General features: G+C 41.9%; 12 protein-coding genes. 7 read left to right on the top strand and 5 right to left on the bottom strand.

The annotated features are described in order from the left end of the window. Nucleotides 1-69: 69 nt before the first annotated feature. Nucleotides 70-1,116: a rod shape-determining protein gene (locus tag L4F93_RS05715; RefSeq protein ID WP_250351514.1), complete on the bottom strand. Its 1,047-nt coding sequence runs from the start codon at nt 1,114-1,116 to the stop codon at nt 70-72. A 147-nt stretch (nt 1,117-1,263) separates the two neighbouring features. Further along, on the bottom strand, nt 1,264-4,092 hold the full coding sequence (uvrA, locus tag L4F93_RS05710) for an excinuclease ABC subunit UvrA (protein ID WP_250351513.1): 2,829 nt from the start codon (nt 4,090-4,092) through the stop codon (nt 1,264-1,266). Nucleotides 4,093-4,264: 172 nt separating this feature from the next. On the opposite strand from uvrA, the gene L4F93_RS05705 reads away from it, so the two are divergent. The 5 genes from L4F93_RS05705 to polA all read left to right on the top strand — a co-directional run bounded on the left by L4F93_RS05705 (nt 4,265) and on the right by polA (nt 11,705). Continuing rightward, nucleotides 4,265-4,780: a single-stranded DNA-binding protein gene (locus L4F93_RS05705; RefSeq protein ID WP_250351512.1), complete on the top strand. Its 516-nt coding sequence runs from the start codon at nt 4,265-4,267 to the stop codon at nt 4,778-4,780. Between the two features lie 333 nt (nt 4,781-5,113). Continuing rightward, complete coding sequence (locus L4F93_RS05700) at nt 5,114-6,985, top strand: PTS mannitol transporter subunit IICBA (protein WP_250351511.1); 1,872 nt, start codon at nt 5,114-5,116, stop codon at nt 6,983-6,985. Nucleotides 6,986-7,053: 68 nt separating this feature from the next. Beyond that, nucleotides 7,054-8,205 carry a mannitol-1-phosphate 5-dehydrogenase gene (locus tag L4F93_RS05695; RefSeq protein WP_250351510.1) on the top strand — a complete coding sequence of 384 codons (1,152 nt, stop codon included), beginning with the start codon at nt 7,054-7,056 and terminating at the stop codon, nt 8,203-8,205. Between the two features lie 44 nt (nt 8,206-8,249). Further along, nucleotides 8,250-8,759 (top strand): MltR family transcriptional regulator, encoded by a 510-nt coding sequence (locus tag L4F93_RS05690; protein WP_250351509.1) that lies wholly within the window; start codon nt 8,250-8,252, stop codon nt 8,757-8,759. 78 nt (nt 8,760-8,837) lie between these two features. Beyond that, nucleotides 8,838-11,705, top strand: coding sequence for a DNA polymerase I (gene polA / locus L4F93_RS05685; RefSeq protein WP_250351508.1), 2,868 nt, complete (start codon nt 8,838-8,840; stop codon nt 11,703-11,705). Nucleotides 11,706-11,787: 82 nt separating this feature from the next. On the opposite strand, the gene L4F93_RS05680 is transcribed toward polA, so the two are convergent. Both L4F93_RS05680 and L4F93_RS05675 read right to left on the bottom strand, forming a co-directional pair. Continuing rightward, nucleotides 11,788-13,572, bottom strand: a complete 1,785-nt coding sequence (locus tag L4F93_RS05680; RefSeq protein ID WP_250351507.1) for a cation:proton antiporter — start codon at nt 13,570-13,572, stop codon at nt 11,788-11,790. Nucleotides 13,573-13,682: 110 nt separating this feature from the next. Continuing rightward, nucleotides 13,683-15,710, bottom strand: coding sequence for a BCCT family transporter (locus L4F93_RS05675; RefSeq protein ID WP_250351506.1), 2,028 nt, complete (start codon nt 15,708-15,710; stop codon nt 13,683-13,685). A 491-nt stretch (nt 15,711-16,201) separates the two neighbouring features. Between L4F93_RS05675 and copM the strand changes: the two genes are divergently transcribed. After that, nucleotides 16,202-16,504, top strand: a complete 303-nt coding sequence (gene copM, locus L4F93_RS05670; protein WP_326938207.1) for a CopM family metallochaperone — start codon at nt 16,202-16,204, stop codon at nt 16,502-16,504. Between the two features lie 159 nt (nt 16,505-16,663). Beyond that, nucleotides 16,664-17,791, top strand: a complete 1,128-nt coding sequence (gene dprA, locus L4F93_RS05665; RefSeq protein WP_250351504.1) for a DNA-processing protein DprA — start codon at nt 16,664-16,666, stop codon at nt 17,789-17,791. 7 nt (nt 17,792-17,798) lie between these two features. Here dprA and rsmD read toward each other — a convergent pair whose 3' ends face one another. Next, the gene (gene rsmD / locus L4F93_RS05660) at nt 17,799-18,410 is read right to left on the bottom strand and encodes a 16S rRNA (guanine(966)-N(2))-methyltransferase RsmD (RefSeq protein ID WP_250351503.1); all 612 of its coding nucleotides are present in this window, start codon (nt 18,408-18,410) and stop codon (nt 17,799-17,801) included. Nucleotides 18,411-18,515: the final 105 nt, after the last annotated feature.

Genomic DNA, 18,515 nt, shown 5'->3' with positions numbered 1-18,515 from the left:
AGAAAGAAGTGCGGTCAAATTTTTGGCATTTTTTGACCGCACTTTTATAAACATTTATAACATTGGAAATTAAATGTCGTCACTGAAAATATCAGCACCGTGCATATCTAATGCTTCACCACCACCGCGTGCGACACAGGTAAGTGGATCGTCTGCCACAATAACTGGTACACCCGTTTCTTTTGATAATAACACATCAATATTACGTAATAACGCACCACCACCAGTTAGCACAATGCCACGTTCAAAGATATCAGCTGCGTGTTCTGGTTGGCATTCTTCAAGTGCAGTCCGCACTGCGGCAACAATACCATTTAATGGCTGTTGAATTGCCTCTAAGACATCACGCGAGTTTAAGGTAAAGGTTCTTGGCGCACCTTCTGAAAGGTTATGACCGTGAACTTCTAGCTCTTTAATTTCATCGTCTTCTTGAATATAAGCAGTACCTATTTCTTCTTTGATACGCTCTGCTGTCGGCTCACCAATAATAGATCCAAAGGTACGGCGCACATAAGCAATAATGGCTTCATCAAAACGGTCGCCACCAATACGCACAGAAGAAGAATACACAATACCGTTTAAAGAAATCACCGCAACTTCTGTGGTACCACCACCAATATCGATAACCATTGAACCCGTTGCCGTAGAAACGGGCAATTTCGCGCCGATTGCAGCAGCCATAGGCTCTTCAATTAAATACACTTCGCGTGCGCCCGCACCTAAGGCAGATTCCTTAATCGCTCGGCGTTCAACTTGGGTTGCACCAGCAGGCACGCAGACTAACACCCGTGGACTTGGGCGCATAAAATTTCCGCTATGTACTTGCTTAATAAAATACTGCAACATTTTTTCGGTTACCGAGAAATCCGCGATAACCCCATCTTTCATCGGACGAATGGCTAAAATACTTTTCGGTGTGCGCCCAAGCATTAATTTTGCTTCTTTTCCTACCGCTGCAATACTTTTCATTGAACCTGCACGCCCTTGACGAATTGCGACCACAGAAGGTTCGTTTAGCACAATGCCCTGCCCTTTCACATAAATCAACGTGTTGGCTGTACCTAAATCAATAGAAAGATCATTGGAGAATAAACCACGAATTTTTTTAAATAGCATAAGAATTCCGTTAAAATCACTGTATAAAAAACACTCACATTTAAGTGTGAGAAAAATTGTGCTAAATGTATCAAAAAATCAACATTGATGATAGAAGTTTTTATACAATTCTGCCTAAAAAATTACCGCACTTTGATTTCAGCCCGTTTATTTTTCAAGGATTTGTTTCAAGAACCGCGCAGTATGAGAACCTTTCACTTTTGCGACTTGCTCTGGCGTGCCAGTGGCAATGATTTCACCGCCGCCACTTCCCCCTTCAGGCCCAAGATCAACAATCCAATCTGCGGTTTTAATCACATCTAAATTATGCTCAATCACCACAATGGTATTACCCTGATCACGCAAGCGATGTAGCACCTCGAGGAGCTGTTTAATATCAGCAAAATGTAAGCCTGTTGTCGGTTCATCAAGAATATATAAGGTTTTTCCCGTATCTCGTTTTGACAACTCCGTGGCGAGTTTCACTCGTTGCGCCTCCCCACCTGACAATGTTGTGGAAGATTGCCCAAGGCGAATATAAGAAAGCCCAACATCCATTAATGTTTGTAATTTGCGTGCAATTTGTGGAATCGCATCAAAAAACTCTCGCGCTTCTTCAACAGTCATATCAAGCACTTGATTAATCGTTTTTCCTTTATAACGAATTTCTAATGTTTCACGATTATAACGTTTTCCTTTACATTGATCGCAAGGCACATAAACATCAGGCAAGAAGTGCATTTCTACTTTGATTACCCCGTCCCCTTGGCACGCCTCGCAACGTCCACCACGCACATTGAAACTAAAGCGCCCCGGATTATAACCACGTGCGCGTGATTCTGGCACGCCCGCAAATAATTCACGAATTGGCGTGAATAATCCGGTGTAAGTTGCAGGATTGGAACGTGGCGTGCGTCCAATCGGGCTTTGATCAATATCAATGACTTTATCAAAGAATTCTAACCCTTGAATAGATTTGTAAGGGGCGGCTTGTGCGTTTTCTGCACGGTTTAACGCACTCTGCGCAAGTGGGAACAAGGTGTCATTAATCAGAGTAGATTTACCTGAACCTGATACCCCTGTGATACAAGTAAATAATCCGACAGGTATATCTAAATTGACGTTTTTCAGATTATTGCCTGATGCCCCTTTGAGTTTTAATATTTTCGCTTTATCAAGTGCGGTGCGTTTTTTAGGAATTTCTATTTTTTCTTTTCCCGACAAGAATTTTCCAGTTAAAGAATGTGGGTTTTGCATAATTTCTTTTGCTGTGCCTTGTGCAACCACATTACCGCCATGCACACCCGCTCCTGGCCCAATATCAATGATATGATCCGCCGCTAAAATTGCATCTTCATCGTGTTCAACCACAATGACAGTATTGCCTAGATTTCTTAGATGAATCAACGTGTTAAGCAAGCGTTCATTATCACGTTGATGTAACCCAATAGAGGGTTCATCAAGCACATACATCACCCCCACCAAGCCTGCGCCAATTTGACTAGCAAGACGAATACGCTGTGCTTCACCGCCAGAAAGGGTTTCTGCCGAGCGGGAAAGAGAAAGATAATTTAACCCCACATTCACCAAAAATTGTAACCGCTCTTTAATTTCTTTTAGGATTTTGTCAGCAATTTGCGCACGCTGTCCGCTTAGGGTTAGGCTATCCACAAAATTAAACGCTTCGCCGATGCTTTTTTCTGAAACTTCAGGCAAATTCGTTTCACCGATAAACACATTGCGAGCTTCAGGACGTAAACGCGAGCCACCGCAATCCTTACAAGGGCGGGTGCTGATATTTTTCGCTAATTCTTCACGTACAGACATTGATTCGGTTTCCTTGTAACGGCGTGCCATATTATTGAGAATGCCTTCAAAACTATGACGGCGTAATACCACATCGCCACGGTCATTCATATATTGGAATTCAATTTCTTCTTTACCTGAACCGTGCAAAATAATGTGCTGAATTTTTTTCGGTAAATCTTCAAAAGGGCTTTCTACATCAAAGCCATAATGTTTGGCGAGCGAAGTGAGCATTTGGTAATAATAGAAATTACGGCGATCCCAGCCTTTAATCGCCCCCCCTGCTAAGGAAATAGTTGGATTTTGTACCACGCGTTTTTCATCAAAATATTGTTGAACACCTAAACCGTCGCAAGTAGGACAAGCCCCCGCTGGGTTATTGAAAGAGAATAAACGAGGTTCTAATTCTGGCACAGAATAACCACAATGCGGGCAAGCAAAATTGGCTGAAAAAAGCAATTCTTCCCCTTGCGGTTCATCCATATTTGCCACCACTGCCGTGCCACCAGAAAGCTCTAATGCTGTCTCAAAGGATTCAGCTAAACGCGTTGCCAAATCTGGACGAACTTTAAAACGATCCACCACCACTTCAATAGTATGTTTTTTCTGCAATTCTAATTTGGGTGGATCGGATAAATCACAAATTTCACCATCAATTCTGGCGCGAATATAGCCTTGCGCAGCAATATGCTCCAAAATTTTAATATGCTCCCCTTTGCGATCTTTTACCACTGGGGCAAGTAACATCATTCGGCTTTCTTCGGGCAAAGCCAACACTTTATCCACCATTTGGCTAATAGTTTGTGCCGCCAAAGGAATATGATGATTTGGACAGCGCGGTTCCCCAACGCGGGCAAATAATAAACGCAAATAATCGTGAATTTCCGTGATTGTTCCCACCGTAGAACGTGGGTTATGCGACGTGGATTTCTGTTCAATGGAAATGGCTGGAGATAGCCCTTCAATATGATCCACATCTGGCTTTTCCATTAGCGATAAAAACTGGCGCGCATAAGCAGAAAGGGATTCCACATAACGGCGCTGCCCCTCAGCATAAAGGGTATCAAATGCGAGGGAAGATTTTCCCGAACCAGAAAGCCCTGTAATCACAATCAATTTATCACGCGGAATAGTCAAATTAATATTTTTTAAATTATGGGTTCTCGCCCCACGCACATCTATTTTTTCCATAATCTTTTGGTCTGTTCAAACAATTTAAGGTGATTTTGCGATCATTATCGCATAATCTGAAATAACTGTGCAAATATCCAGTTAATTTGCATTGAATTAATAGCTTTTTATTTTTTTTTAAGGCAAAATAGCAAAAATTTTTACCGCACTTAATAATCAGACAGAGGAATTTATGGCTGGAGTAAACAAAGTTATTATCGTAGGAAACCTTGGAAATGATCCTGAAGTTCGCACAATGCCAAATGGTGAAGCTGTTGCAAACATTAGCGTAGCCACCAGTGAGAGCTGGATGGACAAGAATACTGGTGAACGTCGTGAAATCACTGAATGGCATCGCATTGTCTTTTATCGTCGTCAAGCTGAGATCGCAGGAGAATATTTACGAAAAGGGTCAAAAGTGTATGTGGAAGGACGCTTAAGAACCCGTAAATGGCAAGATCAAAATGGGCAAGATCGTTACACCACAGAGATTCAAGGTGATGTGCTACAAATGTTAGACAGCCGCGCAGAACGTGGACAAGGTAGCTATGCGCCACAAGGCGGGGGTTACCAACAACAAAGTGGCAACCAATACGCCCCTCAAGGAACACAACCAACATATCCATCATCAAAACCAGCGCAGCAACCAACGCCAGCGCCTCAGCCAGCGATTGATGATATGCAATTAGATGATGATATTCCATTCTAACCCTTTCCAAACTGCTTGGTCATTGCCAAGCAGTTTTTGTATTGCTTTCTAAAATCTCAACATCACATTTTTACTGTTTTATCTTTCCTGCTCACACTGATGGAAGTCGCGCCTTTCTATACATTTTTTATCTTATTTATGTGATATAGATCACATAAAATTTCATTCAAATAAAATTATGTGATCTACATCACATTTTGATTTTATATACCTAAAAATATCTTGTGATCTACTTCACATTTTTAAACTTAAAAATTTGGGCTTTAATTTTCGCTTTGCTATGCTTTCGTTCATTAAATGGACACAACTTAGCTCAATACTAATGAGGTTAATATGTTATCAGCAAATGCAAAACTTAAAGTCCAAAGCTTTGGACGCTTTTTATCAAATATGGTAATGCCGAATATTGGGGCATTTATCGCTTGGGGATTTATCACCGCCCTTTTTATTCCAACAGGTTGGTTTCCAAATGAAACGCTCGGCAAACTTGTTGGGCCGATGATTACCTATTTATTACCCTTATTAATTGGTTATACTGGGGGGAAATTAGTCGGTGGCGATCGCGGTGCCGTTGTGGGCGCAATTACCACTGCTGGGGTCATCATTGGTACAGATATTCCAATGTTCCTTGGTGCAATGATCGCCGGGCCAACAGGCGGTTGGGCAATTAAGCATTTTGACCGTTGGGCTGATGGTAAAATTAAAAGTGGTTTTGAAATGTTAGTGAATAATTTTTCATCTGGCATTATCGGTATGCTACTTGCCATTTTGTTCTTCTTGGTTGTAGGCCCAGCAGTAAAAATACTTTCTACTACCCTAGCGGCTGGCGTTGATGTGCTTGTTCAAGCCCATTTATTACCATTAACCTCTATTTTTGTTGAACCGGCGAAAATTCTTTTCTTAAATAATGCGATTAATCACGGTATTTTCTCACCACTGGGTATTCAACAATCACAAGAACTTGGACAATCTATTTTCTTCTTAATTGAAGCAAATCCGGGCCCGGGTTTAGGCGTATTATTAGCCTATATTCTGTTTGGTAAAGGTTCTGCAAAACAAACAGCAGGGGGCGCTGCGGTTATCCACTTCTTTGGTGGTATTCACGAAATTTATTTCCCTTATGTGTTAATGAATCCACGTTTATTAATTGCCGTTATCGCAGGGGGAATGACTGGGGTGTTCACGCTGGTGTTATTTCACGCAGGCCTTATCGCCCCTGCCTCACCGGGTTCAATCATTGCTGTATTGGCGATGACACCTTCACATTCTATCTTTGGCGTACTTTGTTCGGTGGCATTAGCGACTGTTGTGTCTTTCGTCATTGCTGCGTTCTTCCTAAAAATCCAAAAAGAAGATACTTCAGATAAATTAGCGGAAGCACAAGCGGCTTCAAAAGCAATGAAAGGTGGTGTAGCACAGCCAATCACTGATTATAAAGGCTTACAAAAAATCTTCGTTTCTTGCGATGCAGGTATGGGATCAAGCGCGATGGGTGCAAGTATGCTACGCAAAAAAGTAAACGATGCAGGCTTGCCAATTGAAGTGGCGAACTGTGCAATCAATGACTTGCCAGATAATGCAAGACTAGTCATTACGCACCAAGACTTAACGCTACGCGCACAAAAACAAGTACCAAATGCAATGCACTTGTCTCTTACCAATTTCTTAGATAATAAATTCTATGATAATTTGGTGAATGAATTAAAAGCGCATTTCGCTGAAGCGGCAGCAAAACCCACAGATAGTGTAGAAGTCGCAGAAATGAACGGGGCAACCTTCAACTTAAGTGCGGATCAAATTTTCTTAGGATTAAAAGCAGAAGATAAACAAGACGCCATTCGTTTTGCCGGTGAACAACTAGTAAAAGCAGGCTTTGTGTTACCAAGTTATGTCGATGCAATGTTTGAACGTGAAGAATTAGTTTCCACTTACTTAGGTGAGGGGCTAGCGGTTCCGCACGGCACGGTTGATGCAAAAGACGCCGTATTAAAAACGGGTATCGTGGTATGTCAATATCCTGAAGGGGTACGCTTCACGGAGGAAGAAGATGGCATCGCTAAATTAGTCATCGGTATTGCCGCTCGCAACAATGAACACATTCAAGTGCTGACGGCAATCACGAATGCATTAGATAGTGAAGAAGCGATTGCCACACTGACCTCTACAACAAATGTAGAAGATGTGTTAGCGTTACTCAAATCTTAAAGTGCGGTATAAAATGGCATCGTTTTCTACGATGTCATTTCTCATTATAAACGTTATTGGAGAAAAAAATGAAAGCATTACATTTTGGCGCAGGTAATATTGGACGAGGATTTATCGGCAAATTACTTGCTGATAGCGGTATTGAGGTGGTTTTTGCTGATGTAAATGACGACGTTATCCGTTTATTACAAACACAAAAAAGCTACAACGTTAAAGTGGTAGGCGAAAAGGTTAATCGTATTGAACAAGTGTCCAACGTAACCGGCGTTAATTCAAAAGATGAAAATGCTCTGATTGAACGCTTTAAGCAAGTGGATTTAGTTACCACAGCAGTTGGTCCAAATGTGCTAAAAATTATTGCCAGCACCCTTGCTAAAGGATTAATTGCTCGCCTTGAAGCAGGTAATACCCAACCACTAAATATTATTGCTTGTGAGAATATGGTGCGTGGCACAACCTTCTTAAAAGAACAGGTTTTTCAATATTTAGACGAAAATCAACAGCAACAGGTTGAGGCATTAGTCGGTTTTGTTGATAGCGCAGTGGATCGTATTGTACCGCCTGTGCAAGCTAACCCTGCCGATCCCCTTTTAGTCACAGTAGAAGAATTTAGTGAATGGATTGTGGATAAAACGCAATTTAAAGGCACAATCCCACAAATTGCTGGAATGGAACAAACCGATAATCTTATGGCGTTTGTAGAACGTAAATTATTCACGCTAAACACGGGACACGCCGTTACCGCCTATTACGGCAAGTTAAAAGGCTACCAATTTGTCAAAGAAAGCATTGAAGATCCGACGGTACGCGCTTTTGTTAAAGCCGTTATGGAAGAAAGTGGTGCCGTATTAATTAAACGCTATGATTTCGATCCGCAAGCTCACGCCGCTTATATCGAAAAAATCCTAGCTCGTTTCGCCAATCCTTATTTAGTGGACGATGTAGATCGCGTAGGACGTGAGCCATTACGAAAACTCAGTTATAATGATCGCCTAGTTAAACCATTGCGTGGCACATTAGAATACCAATTGCCACACCAATATTTGGTACAAGCCGTGGCTACCGCATTATGCTATCGCAATGACAATGATCCGCAAGCACAAACGTTAGCACAATCGTTAACACAAAATGGCGTGATCAATACCTTAAAACAATATACTGAATTACAAGATAATGCCGTGATTGAACAAATTGCACAAGCCTATCAAGCACTTGTGTAAGCGCTCTTCCCATTATCTGTATCAATCACATTAGGAAGGTATCATTGGACGATCCTATTTACGAAAAACTCACCGAAGCCACCTCTATTCGTGGCTTTATTACCGCCAGCGTTGCACTTTTTGATGAGGCGGTGGACAGCTTAATCAATCGTGTATTCCGCAAAACGGATTTTGCGGTCAAATCGGTGGTAGACTCCCTATTTATGACGTCAGGCCCCCTTTTTGATCTTTCAATTCGCTTAAAAGTGCTACTTGGGCTTGGCGTCATTGAGCATAAGATTTTTGAAGATATTAATGCCTTTATCAAATTTAAAGAAACATTGAACAACGATGAAAAAGAACATCGTTTTTTCGATCCACTGATTATCGAATTTGTACAACACTTACATTTACAGCAAGACAAAAACTTACTTAATTTTCCTGATGATAAAGAAGATCCAAATTCTCTCAGCTATCAAATCAAAACCCAACGTAAAGAAAAATTAGTACGCTCTTGCTTAATGCTCACCATTAATGCGATTTACGAGCATTTACAGGTGGAAAGCCCGTTGTAAAAATTGATAAAAATGCAAAAAACATCTCTATTTCCGCTATAATATCTCCCATTTTTCATCACAGTTATCGAGAATCTTATGGCTAAAATTGCAGAAAACCCACTTGTGTTAGTTGATGGGTCATCTTATTTATATCGTGCGTTTCACGCCTTTCCACCACTTACCAATTCCCTTGGCGAGCCAACGGGCGCGATGTATGGCGTGTTGAATATGCTGAAAAGTTTGATTGCACAGGTGCAGCCGAGCCATATTGCGGTGGTGTTTGATGCCAAAGGAAAAACTTTCCGTGATGAATTATTTGAGCAATATAAATCGCACCGTCCGCCAATGCCAGATGATTTGCGCAAACAAATTCAGCCATTGCACGCCATTATCAAAGCCCTTGGCATTCCGCTTTTGTCCATTGAGGGGGTGGAAGCAGATGATGTTATCGGCACACTGGCGGTGCAAGCCTCCCAAGCGGGCAAGAAAGTCCTCATTAGCACGGGAGATAAAGATATGGCACAGTTGGTGGACGATAATATTATGCTCATCAACACAATGAATAACAGCCTGCTTGACCGTGAGGGCGTGATTGAAAAATACGGTATTCCCCCTGAGTTAATCATTGATTATTTAGCCTTGATGGGCGATAGTGCAGATAATATCCCCGGTGTGGCTGGCGTAGGCGAAAAGACCGCGCTCGGCTTGTTGCAGGGCATTGGTAGTATGGCAGAAATTTATGCTAATTTGGAAAAAGTTGCTGAATTGCCCATTCGTGGCGCAAAAAAATTAGGTGAGAAACTGCTTGCCGCGAAAGCGGATGCTGATTTGTCCTATATTCTCGCGACAATCAAAACAGATGTGCCATTAGCCGTGAAGCCAGAGGCACTCACACTTGGGCAAAATCAGCGTGATGAATTAGTGGAATATTTCGCCCGCTATGAATTTAAGCGTTGGCTTAATGAAGTCATAGAGGGGGAAAGCGGTTTAACCAAAGGCGATTTGCAAAGCGCTAAATTTGCAACCCCTATAACACAAAATGAAAATAAGGTGGAAAGTGCGGTGCAAAATTCGGTAAAAATAGACCGCACTTTATATGACACGGTGGACAACCAAGCCAAGCTCGATGAATGGCTCAATAAAATACAGCGCGCCAACCTCATTGCAGTGGATACGGAAACGGATAATTTAGATGTGATGCAAGCGAACTTGGTGGGCATTTCTTTTGCCTTAGAAAGTGGCGAAGCGTGCTATATCCCTCTTGATCATTTGCACGAAGTGGCGTGCGAAAGCCAATCACAAGGGGATTTGTTTGACGAGTCGGCACAAGCTAGCGAAACCTATTTTGCGCGTGTACCGAACCAATTGGACAAACAACAATGTTTGCAAGCACTTAAACCGTTATTAGAAAATCCACAGATTGAAAAAGTGGGACAAAATATTAAATACGATCTTAGCGTATTCGCGAATCACGGCATTCACTTACAAGGCGTGCGTTTTGACACAATGTTGGAATCCTATGTGCTAAATAGCACAGGGCGGCACAATATGGATGAGCTTGCCAAACGCTATTTGGATCACCAAACCATTGAATTTGAAGCCATTGCAGGCAAGGGCAAAAAGCAGCTTACCTTTGATAAAATTGCTATTGCACAAGCCAGTGAATATGCGGCGGAAGATGCCGACATCACAATGAAATTGCATCAAACTTTATGGCCAGAATTGGCGAAAACGGAAAGTTTGGTGACGTTATTTGATGACATCGAAATGCCATTAGTGGGCGTGTTATCACGTATTGAACGTAATGGCGTCTTAGTGGATAGCCAAATCTTACTTGCCCAATCACAAGAAATTAGCGAAAAATTGACCGCACTTGAAAGCCAAGTGCATCAAGCAGCAGGGGAAACCTTCAACCTTGCTTCCACCAAACAATTGCAAGAAATCTTGTTTGAAAAATTGAATCTGCCAATTATCGCAAAAACGCCAAAAGGCGCGCCTTCCACCAATGAAGAAGTGTTAGAAGAGCTGGCTCAACAAGGGCATATTGTGCCGAAATTACTCATTGAACACCGTGGTTTAGCGAAGTTGAAATCCACTTATACGGATAAACTTCCGCAGATGATCAATCCTCGCACGGGGCGAATTCACACCTCCTATCATCAAGCCGTAACGGCAACGGGGCGATTGTCCTCCAGCGATCCAAACTTGCAGAATATCCCAATTCGTAATGAAGAAGGACGCCGTATTCGTCAAGCCTTTATTGCGCGTGAAGGGTATAAAATTATCGCCGCAGATTATTCCCAAATTGAACTGCGTATAATGGCACATTTATCCCAAGATCAAGGGTTGATCAGTGCATTCCAGCAAGGCAAGGATATTCACCGCTCCACTGCCGCAGAGATTTTTGGTGTGCCACTTGATGACGTAACGAGCGAACAACGTCGCAGCGCAAAAGCCATTAACTTTGGGCTAATTTATGGAATGAGTGCGTTTGGGCTTTCCCGTCAGCTTGGCATTGCGCGTGGCGATGCACAAAAATATATGGATTTGTATTTCCAACGCTATCCAGATGTGCAAACCTTTATGACTGATATTCGCGAAAAAGCCAAACAGCAAGGCTATGTAGAAACCTTGTTCGGACGCCGTTTATATCTGCCTGAAATTCAATCCAGCAACGCAATGCGCAGAAAAGGAGCGGAACGCGTGGCAATCAATGCCCCAATGCAAGGCACAGCCGCGGATATTATTAAACGCGCGATGATCGCCATTGACCACGCCATCAATCAAGATCCAAATATTGCGATGATTATGCAAGTTCACGATGAATTGGTGTTTGAAGTGAAAGAAGAACATATCGCACATTACAGCACGCTAATCCAATCTTTAATGGAAAACGCCGCTGATCTTGTTGTACCGTTAATTGTCGATGTCGGCGTGGGCGAAAACTGGGACGAAGCCCATTAATTCGCGTTAATGCGTATGCAGTTAGAAACAAAGTGCGGTGGAAAATATCCATTTTTTCCACCGCACTTATTTTTATGCGCTTTTATTGGCTTTTCGCCGTTTCGTCTTCTGCCACCAAGGCGACAATACGGCAGAGGGTTGGGATCGCTTGTTCATCATTGATAATCGAAATAAAGCCTTTATCATCAATGGTATATAACGGCACAAATTGTTTATTGGTGGTTTTGTAATCCTGATAGGTATAGCTATCAGTGAGATTGGTAACCTTAATCCGTGCATTTTTTGCTAACATACTCGCCAATTTGGCATAGGTAACATTTTTGCCAAAAAGCCAATTAGAGCGGTAGTTGTCTTGAATATCATAACGTTCCGTTGGGTTGTTATCATCACTGAAACGAATGCGGTAAATGTTTTCTTTATCAAATTCGTGGCGATAATGAATTTCCGACAAGGTGTTGAGTTCTTTGTCCGTACTAATGGCGAACATATTGCCCAGCCCGATAAGATCTAAATGCCCATCGGCGTGGGTGGAAATTGGGTTGCCGTAGTAAGTGCGCAGCCCCAACATTCTGGCTTTTGCTACTTCGTTATAATGGCGGCTTGCCACCAATACGTCCACATTTTGATCTTTTAAGGATTTCGCAATGGCTAACGCCACAGGGTTTGAACCAATAATCAACACGCCTTTGTACACCGATTCTTGCACATTCAACAATTTTGCAATGGTTTTTGCCCCTAAGCCTTGAATTAGCACCGTACCAATAATAATCGTGAACACTAACGGCACGAGCAATTCCACGCCTTGAATTTGGGTTTCTTGCAATTTAATCGCGAAGAGAGAAGAAATGGCTGCGGCAACAATCCCGCGAGGGCCAATCCAGCTAATCATCAACTTTTCGTTTAAGGTTAAACTTGAGCCAATAGATGAAAACCAAATGGCGAGCGGACGCGCAATAAACATTGCCACGAATAAGAGCAAAATTCCTGCAATGCCCACGCTAACCAGATGGGTTAAATTCACTCGTGCAGCTAAAATAATAAACAGGGTAGAAATCAGTAAAACGGTCAGGGACTCTTTAAATTCTAAAATATGATCTTTAGGAAAGCCTTTCCAATTAGCCAATGCCACGCCTAATACGGTGACGGTTAAGAGACCTGATTCGTGGGCAAAATGGTTTGAGGCGGTAAATAACAGTAAAATATAAGCAAGCACAAACACGTTGCGTAAATATTCTGGGATCATATGGCGTTTAATCAAATTTGCTAACAGCCACGCCCCTGCCATTCCAATAACTCCCGCTACTGCAATGATTTTCGCAAAAGTGCCGATTTCGCTGGATTCACCGCCAGAAATAATGTATTCATACACTAAAACCACCGCAATCGCGCCGATTGGATCAATGATAATGCCTTCCCATTTGAGAATATTGGCAATATTACTGTTGGGGCGAACACTACGTAATAACGGCACAATCACCGTTGGGCCAGTTACACACACTAATGTGCCGAAAAGCAGGGCAATGCGCCAATCCACATCAAACAGCAAATAAGTGGCGATGGAAATCACACTGACGGTGATGAGCATTCCGAGCGAAACCAAGAGTTGCACGACCTTGCCGTGTTGTTTAATCTCATCAAATTCTAACGTAAGCGCGCCTTCAAACAGGATCACAGCCACACCAAGGGAAATAAAAGGAAAGAGCAAATCGCCTAAAATGACATCGGGATTAAACAACTTCAGCACGGGGCCAACAATAATCCCTATCAGCAATAAAAATAAAATTGAAGGTTGTTTTAAATACCAAGCTAACCATTGTGCCACTATGCCTAAGCCGACAATAGTAGATAAAATAAATGCGGTATCCATAAGTTCTCCATAAATAATCAAAGCGAGAAAAGCTCGCGTAAAAAAGTGCGGGCAAAATTCTATCATTTTTTGACCGCACTTTGTTTTTTATTGTGGGACAATAAGTCAGCTTATTCTGCTAATTCTGTTTGTTCGTGCGACATTAGCTCTTGTCCGACATCTTCTAGTAAGCTGATATAGCGTTCGTATTGACGCAAAATATCTGCAATCAGTTCATCACGTGTCATATATTGCACATCGTAACCCGTGCGACCATCTGCAAAGTAGGTCATCGGTTGATATGTTATCGAATGTTGAATATGCGGGAGATTTTCATCATCAACTAACTGCGATGAAATTTCGTGGCTCACGGATTTCACCCCGTAGATAAAATCACGCATTGATTCTTTTTTGATGATAAGTTCCACGCTAGGTTCTTCAGCATCCAATGACGGGACAACATCCACATTAAGATTGTAAACTTCCACTAACTCTTGCCGTAACTCACGCATTGCAGGCAAGGCAGTACGTTTTAGGAATTTGACAATATCCTTTTCTTGCGTTTGGTTGAGCATTTGCCCCAAGCGTTCTTTCCATTTTTCGCCCGTCCATAACAAACTGGTTGGCGTGACTTTCGCGGCGAAATATTTTTGATCCGCATTCAAGCCTTTCCATAAACTCACGCACATCACTAACATCAACATTGCAAAGGGAAGTGCAACTAGCAAGGTCATTGTTTGCAGTGTGCCTAGCCCACCTTCACGCATTAGTACAATGGCAAGTACCATCATCACAACACCCCACATCATTGCTTGCCAACGTGGCGCAGAAAGGCTTTTATCGCGAGATGCCATATTATTTAGCACATAAATACCTGAATCTGCCGACGTGATAAAAAATAACGAAATGATCACTAAGGCTAAGGTTCCTGTGAGGGCAGAGAGCGGTAAATAATCTAAGAATTTAAACAATAATTTTTCTGGTGCCGAGGTGAACTCGTGCAATGCCCCGTTCGCCACGTTTAATTCTAACCAAATTGCGCTATCACCGAACACGGTAAACCAAAGAATGCTGAATAAGCTTGGTACGGCTAGCACACCAAAAATAAATTCACGAATGGTGCGACCACGAGAAATACGTGCGATGAACAAACCGACAAACGGCGCCCAAGAACACCACCACGCCCAATAAAGCACCGTCCAGCCGGTAAACCACGCGGTGTTTTCTGTTTCATAAGCGTAGGTTTTAAAACTTAAACGCACTAAATTGCTTAAATAAATGCCAATGTTATCGCTAAATGTGGTTAATAAATAGAGGGTTGGGCCTGCGACTAAAATAAACAGCATTAGCGTTAATGCTAATCCCAAATTGATCTCACTAAGCAATTTGACGCCTTTCCCCACCCCTGAAATAGCAGAAAACACGGCAATAGACATCACCACGACGATAATAATCGTTTGCAAACCGAAACTATTTTCTTGCACCACGCCCAGTTCAGTTAGCCCTGCTCCAAGCTGAGCCGCGCCAAAACCTAAGGTCGTGATAATCCCGAATAGGGTGGCGATTAATGCCATAATATCGATCACATCGCCAATTTTGCCGTTGATCCGATCTTTCAATAGAGGATAAAAGCAAGAGCGCAATGCCAAGGGTAATTTATAACGGAAACCGAAATACGCTAACGCAAGCGCAATCACCCCATACACCGCCCACGCGTGAATACCCCAGTGGAAAAAGGTGTGTAATAAGGCTTCTTGCTGTTTATGTTCCGCCGATCCTGTGGTGATCGAGGAAAAATAATGGGTGAGTGGTTCTGCTACACCGAAGAACATCAATCCCACCCCCATTCCAGCGGCGAATAACATTGCTAACCAAGAAAGAAAAGAAAATTCAGGCTCTTCTTCATTTGCCCCGAGCTTAATGTTACCTAAGCTACTCACTGACAATACGAATAAAAAACACAGAAAAATGGAAAAGGCTAAAATATAAAACCAGCTAAAATTCGCAAACACGCCCGCTTTTGCCCAATTTAAAAGTGCGGTGGTTTTTTCTGGCAAAATTAAGGTTGCGGCAAGCAACAAAAGCACCAGTAATAAGGTTGCCCCTATGACAAAGGGGTTAAACGATGATCTTTTATGAATAAAAGTAGAAAAAGACACAACAATTATTCTCCTTTATGTTAATGTTTTACGCATTATCAATGCCGATAAGTCAATTGAAATCGCAGCGAGAGCGTTCGCTAAAACAAAGAATGCAAAACAAATTAATGAATGAAATTGCTTCAATTTTGAGCTAAAAAAGACTATTGATTTGTCTTTCTCAGCAATAAACGTTTATACAACGCATTGAGTTGTACATAACAGTACAAAAAGACGAAAAAATCATACTTTATCAATATGAAATTCTCAAAAACAAACAGATTATAGCATAAAATATCGAATTTTCACAGAGTTTATGATTTTTACTTATATATCAATAAGATAGTCTTACATTTTATAAACTCACTCCCGACAAAAAGGACGTGCTTTTTTATTGACCTTAACCTTAGGATAAGGTTTATTATTTTGCCTTATTTAATTACACAAAAAAGAAGGTCATCATAATGAAAAAAGCTCGCTTGATTTTAATCGGTTTACTTTCCACGACGGCAATGGCTGAAATGCAACACGTGCATTCTGCCCATCAACCTAACGAAATACAAAATGCGTTAATGGAAAGTATGTCAGCAATGCACAGGGATATGGAAAAAGGAATGCAGTATCAAGATGCCGATGTGGCATTTGCAGCCAGTATGCTACCTCATCACGAAGGTGCAGTAAAAATGGCAGAAATAGAATTAAAATATGGCAAAGATCCTGAATTACGCCAACTTGCGGAAAATATTATTAAAGCACAGCAAAGCGAAATCCAATTTATGCAACAATGGTTGGAAACTCATCAAACTAAACAATAACACAGAAATCACGCCCCGATGATTAGGGCGTGATGTATCTTCCCTACGTTTAATCGCGACGAAATTTTCGATCACCGTCGCAAAATATGCATAAAATTTACCTTTATTCTACGCTTTATTTTAAGCTACGCCTCTATTTTGCCAATTTCTACAATAGTAATGTTAAACAACGAAATCGTACTCCGCTTATTACAAATCCCCAAACTTGGCGCTAATAGCATTCAAAAAATATTGGCTGACATTCCGCCTGAACAGCTTTTAGACTATGACGCGATCGCGTTCAAACAAATCGGTTGGACAGAAAAACAAATTCAGCGTTGGTTTTATCCTGAGCGTAAATTTATCGATCCGGCATTAGATTGGGCGCAAAGTGCGGGCAATGTTTTACTGAATTTTACCGAGCAACATTATCCTTATTTGCTGAAACAAATTCCTTCTGCTCCACCGCTTTTATTTTTGCAAGGGAATATGACCGCACTTTCACAACCACAAATTGCCATTGTTGGTAGCCGTTATTGCTCAAATTATGGGGAATATTGGGCGAAGTTTTTCGCGCAAGAATTAAACCAAGCGGGTTTTGTCATTACCAGTGGTTTAGCATTAGGGATTGATGGCTTTTGTCATCACGCGGTGGTGGCACAGAAAGGGCAAACCGTTGCAGTATTAGGCAGTGGGTTAAATGCTATTTATCCTGCTAAACATCGTGGCTTAGCTCAGCAAATTCTTGAAAATAATGGTGCATTGGTTTCTGAATTTTTGCCCAACCAGCCTCCGGTAGCAGAAAATTTCCCTCGTCGAAACCGTATTATCAGTGGGCTTTCTCTTGGTACATTAATCATCGAAGCAACAGAACGCAGTGGTTCACTGATTACCGCTCGCTACGCCCTTGAGCAAAATCGAGAAATCTTTGCGCTCCCCGGCCATATTCAAAATGGGTTCAGCGAAGGCTGTCATAAATTAATTAAACAAGGCGCAACACTGGTGGAAAACGTGCAGGACATTCTAGACAATCTGCCAAATTATGGCGATAACGCCTCACGTTATGCGGTGGCAAAACAACAAGATCTTCCACTTAATTTAAACGGCTCGCCAAAAAACTCCGCCACACAGCCAAATGAGCCACCAAGTTACCCTGAACTTTACGCCCAACTTAGCCATATTGCCATCAGCCTTGATGAGCTTTCCGCACGGTTATCCTTACCTATTGATGAATTGCTCACCCAACTATTAAGTTTAGAACTGCAAGGTTTAGTGGTCAGTGAAAATGGATTATATCGAAGGGGTTGATACAGCATTACTCGCCCAACACATATTGATACAAGCGATAACTTACTTGCCCTGTGTTTTTTTCTTTTAACAGCTGCCAAGTATTTGGCACACGCAAGGTTTTATTTTTTTCTGTTTCCACATAAATGAGCGCATCTGGCTTGAGCCAATTAAATGAGGTCAGCAAATCAACAGATTGTTGAGCGAAATCGAAATGAAAAGGCGGATCGAGAAATACCACGTCAAACAAGGGATCTTGCGGTGCTTGCTGTAAATAATGCAAGCTATCTTGATTAATTACTCGCCCTTGCTGTGGCGTACATTTCAGTTGCTGTAAATTTTGCATGAGTTGGTTTGCTACCTGTTTATTAAGCTCTAAAAAGGTAACCTGCTTGGCTTGCCGTGAAAGCGCCTCTAACCCTAATGAACCACTACCCGCAAAACAATCCAAACAGCTCGCATCTACAATATAAGGCATCAGCCAATTAAATAGCGTTTCCTTCACCCGATCCCCTGTTGGTCGCAAGCCTTGTACATTAAGCACCGGCAATTTCCGTCCACGCCAAAGCCCAGCAATAATACGGACTTCACCTTTTGCCAAGTTAGTGTGTTGCTTGCGGGTAACAGGATTTTTTTTCATAGGGATTCGCCAAATTATGATAAACTATGCAAACTTTTCGCTGAGCTTAATGCTAATTTTCAGCCTGTTTTTGCGTTGAATAACAGAATAAAATTAAGGCACATA

It is taken from the genome of Avibacterium sp. 20-132 (assembly GCF_023611925.1).
GTDB lineage: Bacteria > Pseudomonadota > Gammaproteobacteria > Enterobacterales > Pasteurellaceae > Avibacterium.
Note: the sequence above shows the minus strand (reverse complement) of the source record. Positions and strands in the feature narration are given on the sequence as shown.

Coding starts and splice junctions, on each gene's coding strand:
- L4F93_RS05715 (WP_250351514.1), bottom strand. CDS start 1,116: ATGCTATTTAAAAAAATTCGTGGTTTATTCTCCAATGATCTTTCTATT.
- uvrA (WP_250351513.1), bottom strand. CDS start 4,092: ATGGAAAAAATAGATGTGCGTGGGGCGAGAACCCATAATTTAAAAAAT.
- L4F93_RS05705 (WP_250351512.1), top strand. CDS start 4,265: ATGGCTGGAGTAAACAAAGTTATTATCGTAGGAAACCTTGGAAATGAT.
- L4F93_RS05700 (WP_250351511.1), top strand. CDS start 5,114: ATGTTATCAGCAAATGCAAAACTTAAAGTCCAAAGCTTTGGACGCTTT.
- L4F93_RS05695 (WP_250351510.1), top strand. CDS start 7,054: ATGAAAGCATTACATTTTGGCGCAGGTAATATTGGACGAGGATTTATC.
- polA (WP_250351508.1), top strand. CDS start 8,838: ATGGCTAAAATTGCAGAAAACCCACTTGTGTTAGTTGATGGGTCATCT.
- L4F93_RS05680 (WP_250351507.1), bottom strand. CDS start 13,572: ATGGATACCGCATTTATTTTATCTACTATTGTCGGCTTAGGCATAGTG.
- copM (WP_326938207.1), top strand. CDS start 16,202: ATGGCTGAAATGCAACACGTGCATTCTGCCCATCAACCTAACGAAATA.
- dprA (WP_250351504.1), top strand. CDS start 16,664: ATGTTAAACAACGAAATCGTACTCCGCTTATTACAAATCCCCAAACTT.
- rsmD (WP_250351503.1), bottom strand. CDS start 18,410: ATGAAAAAAAATCCTGTTACCCGCAAGCAACACACTAACTTGGCAAAA.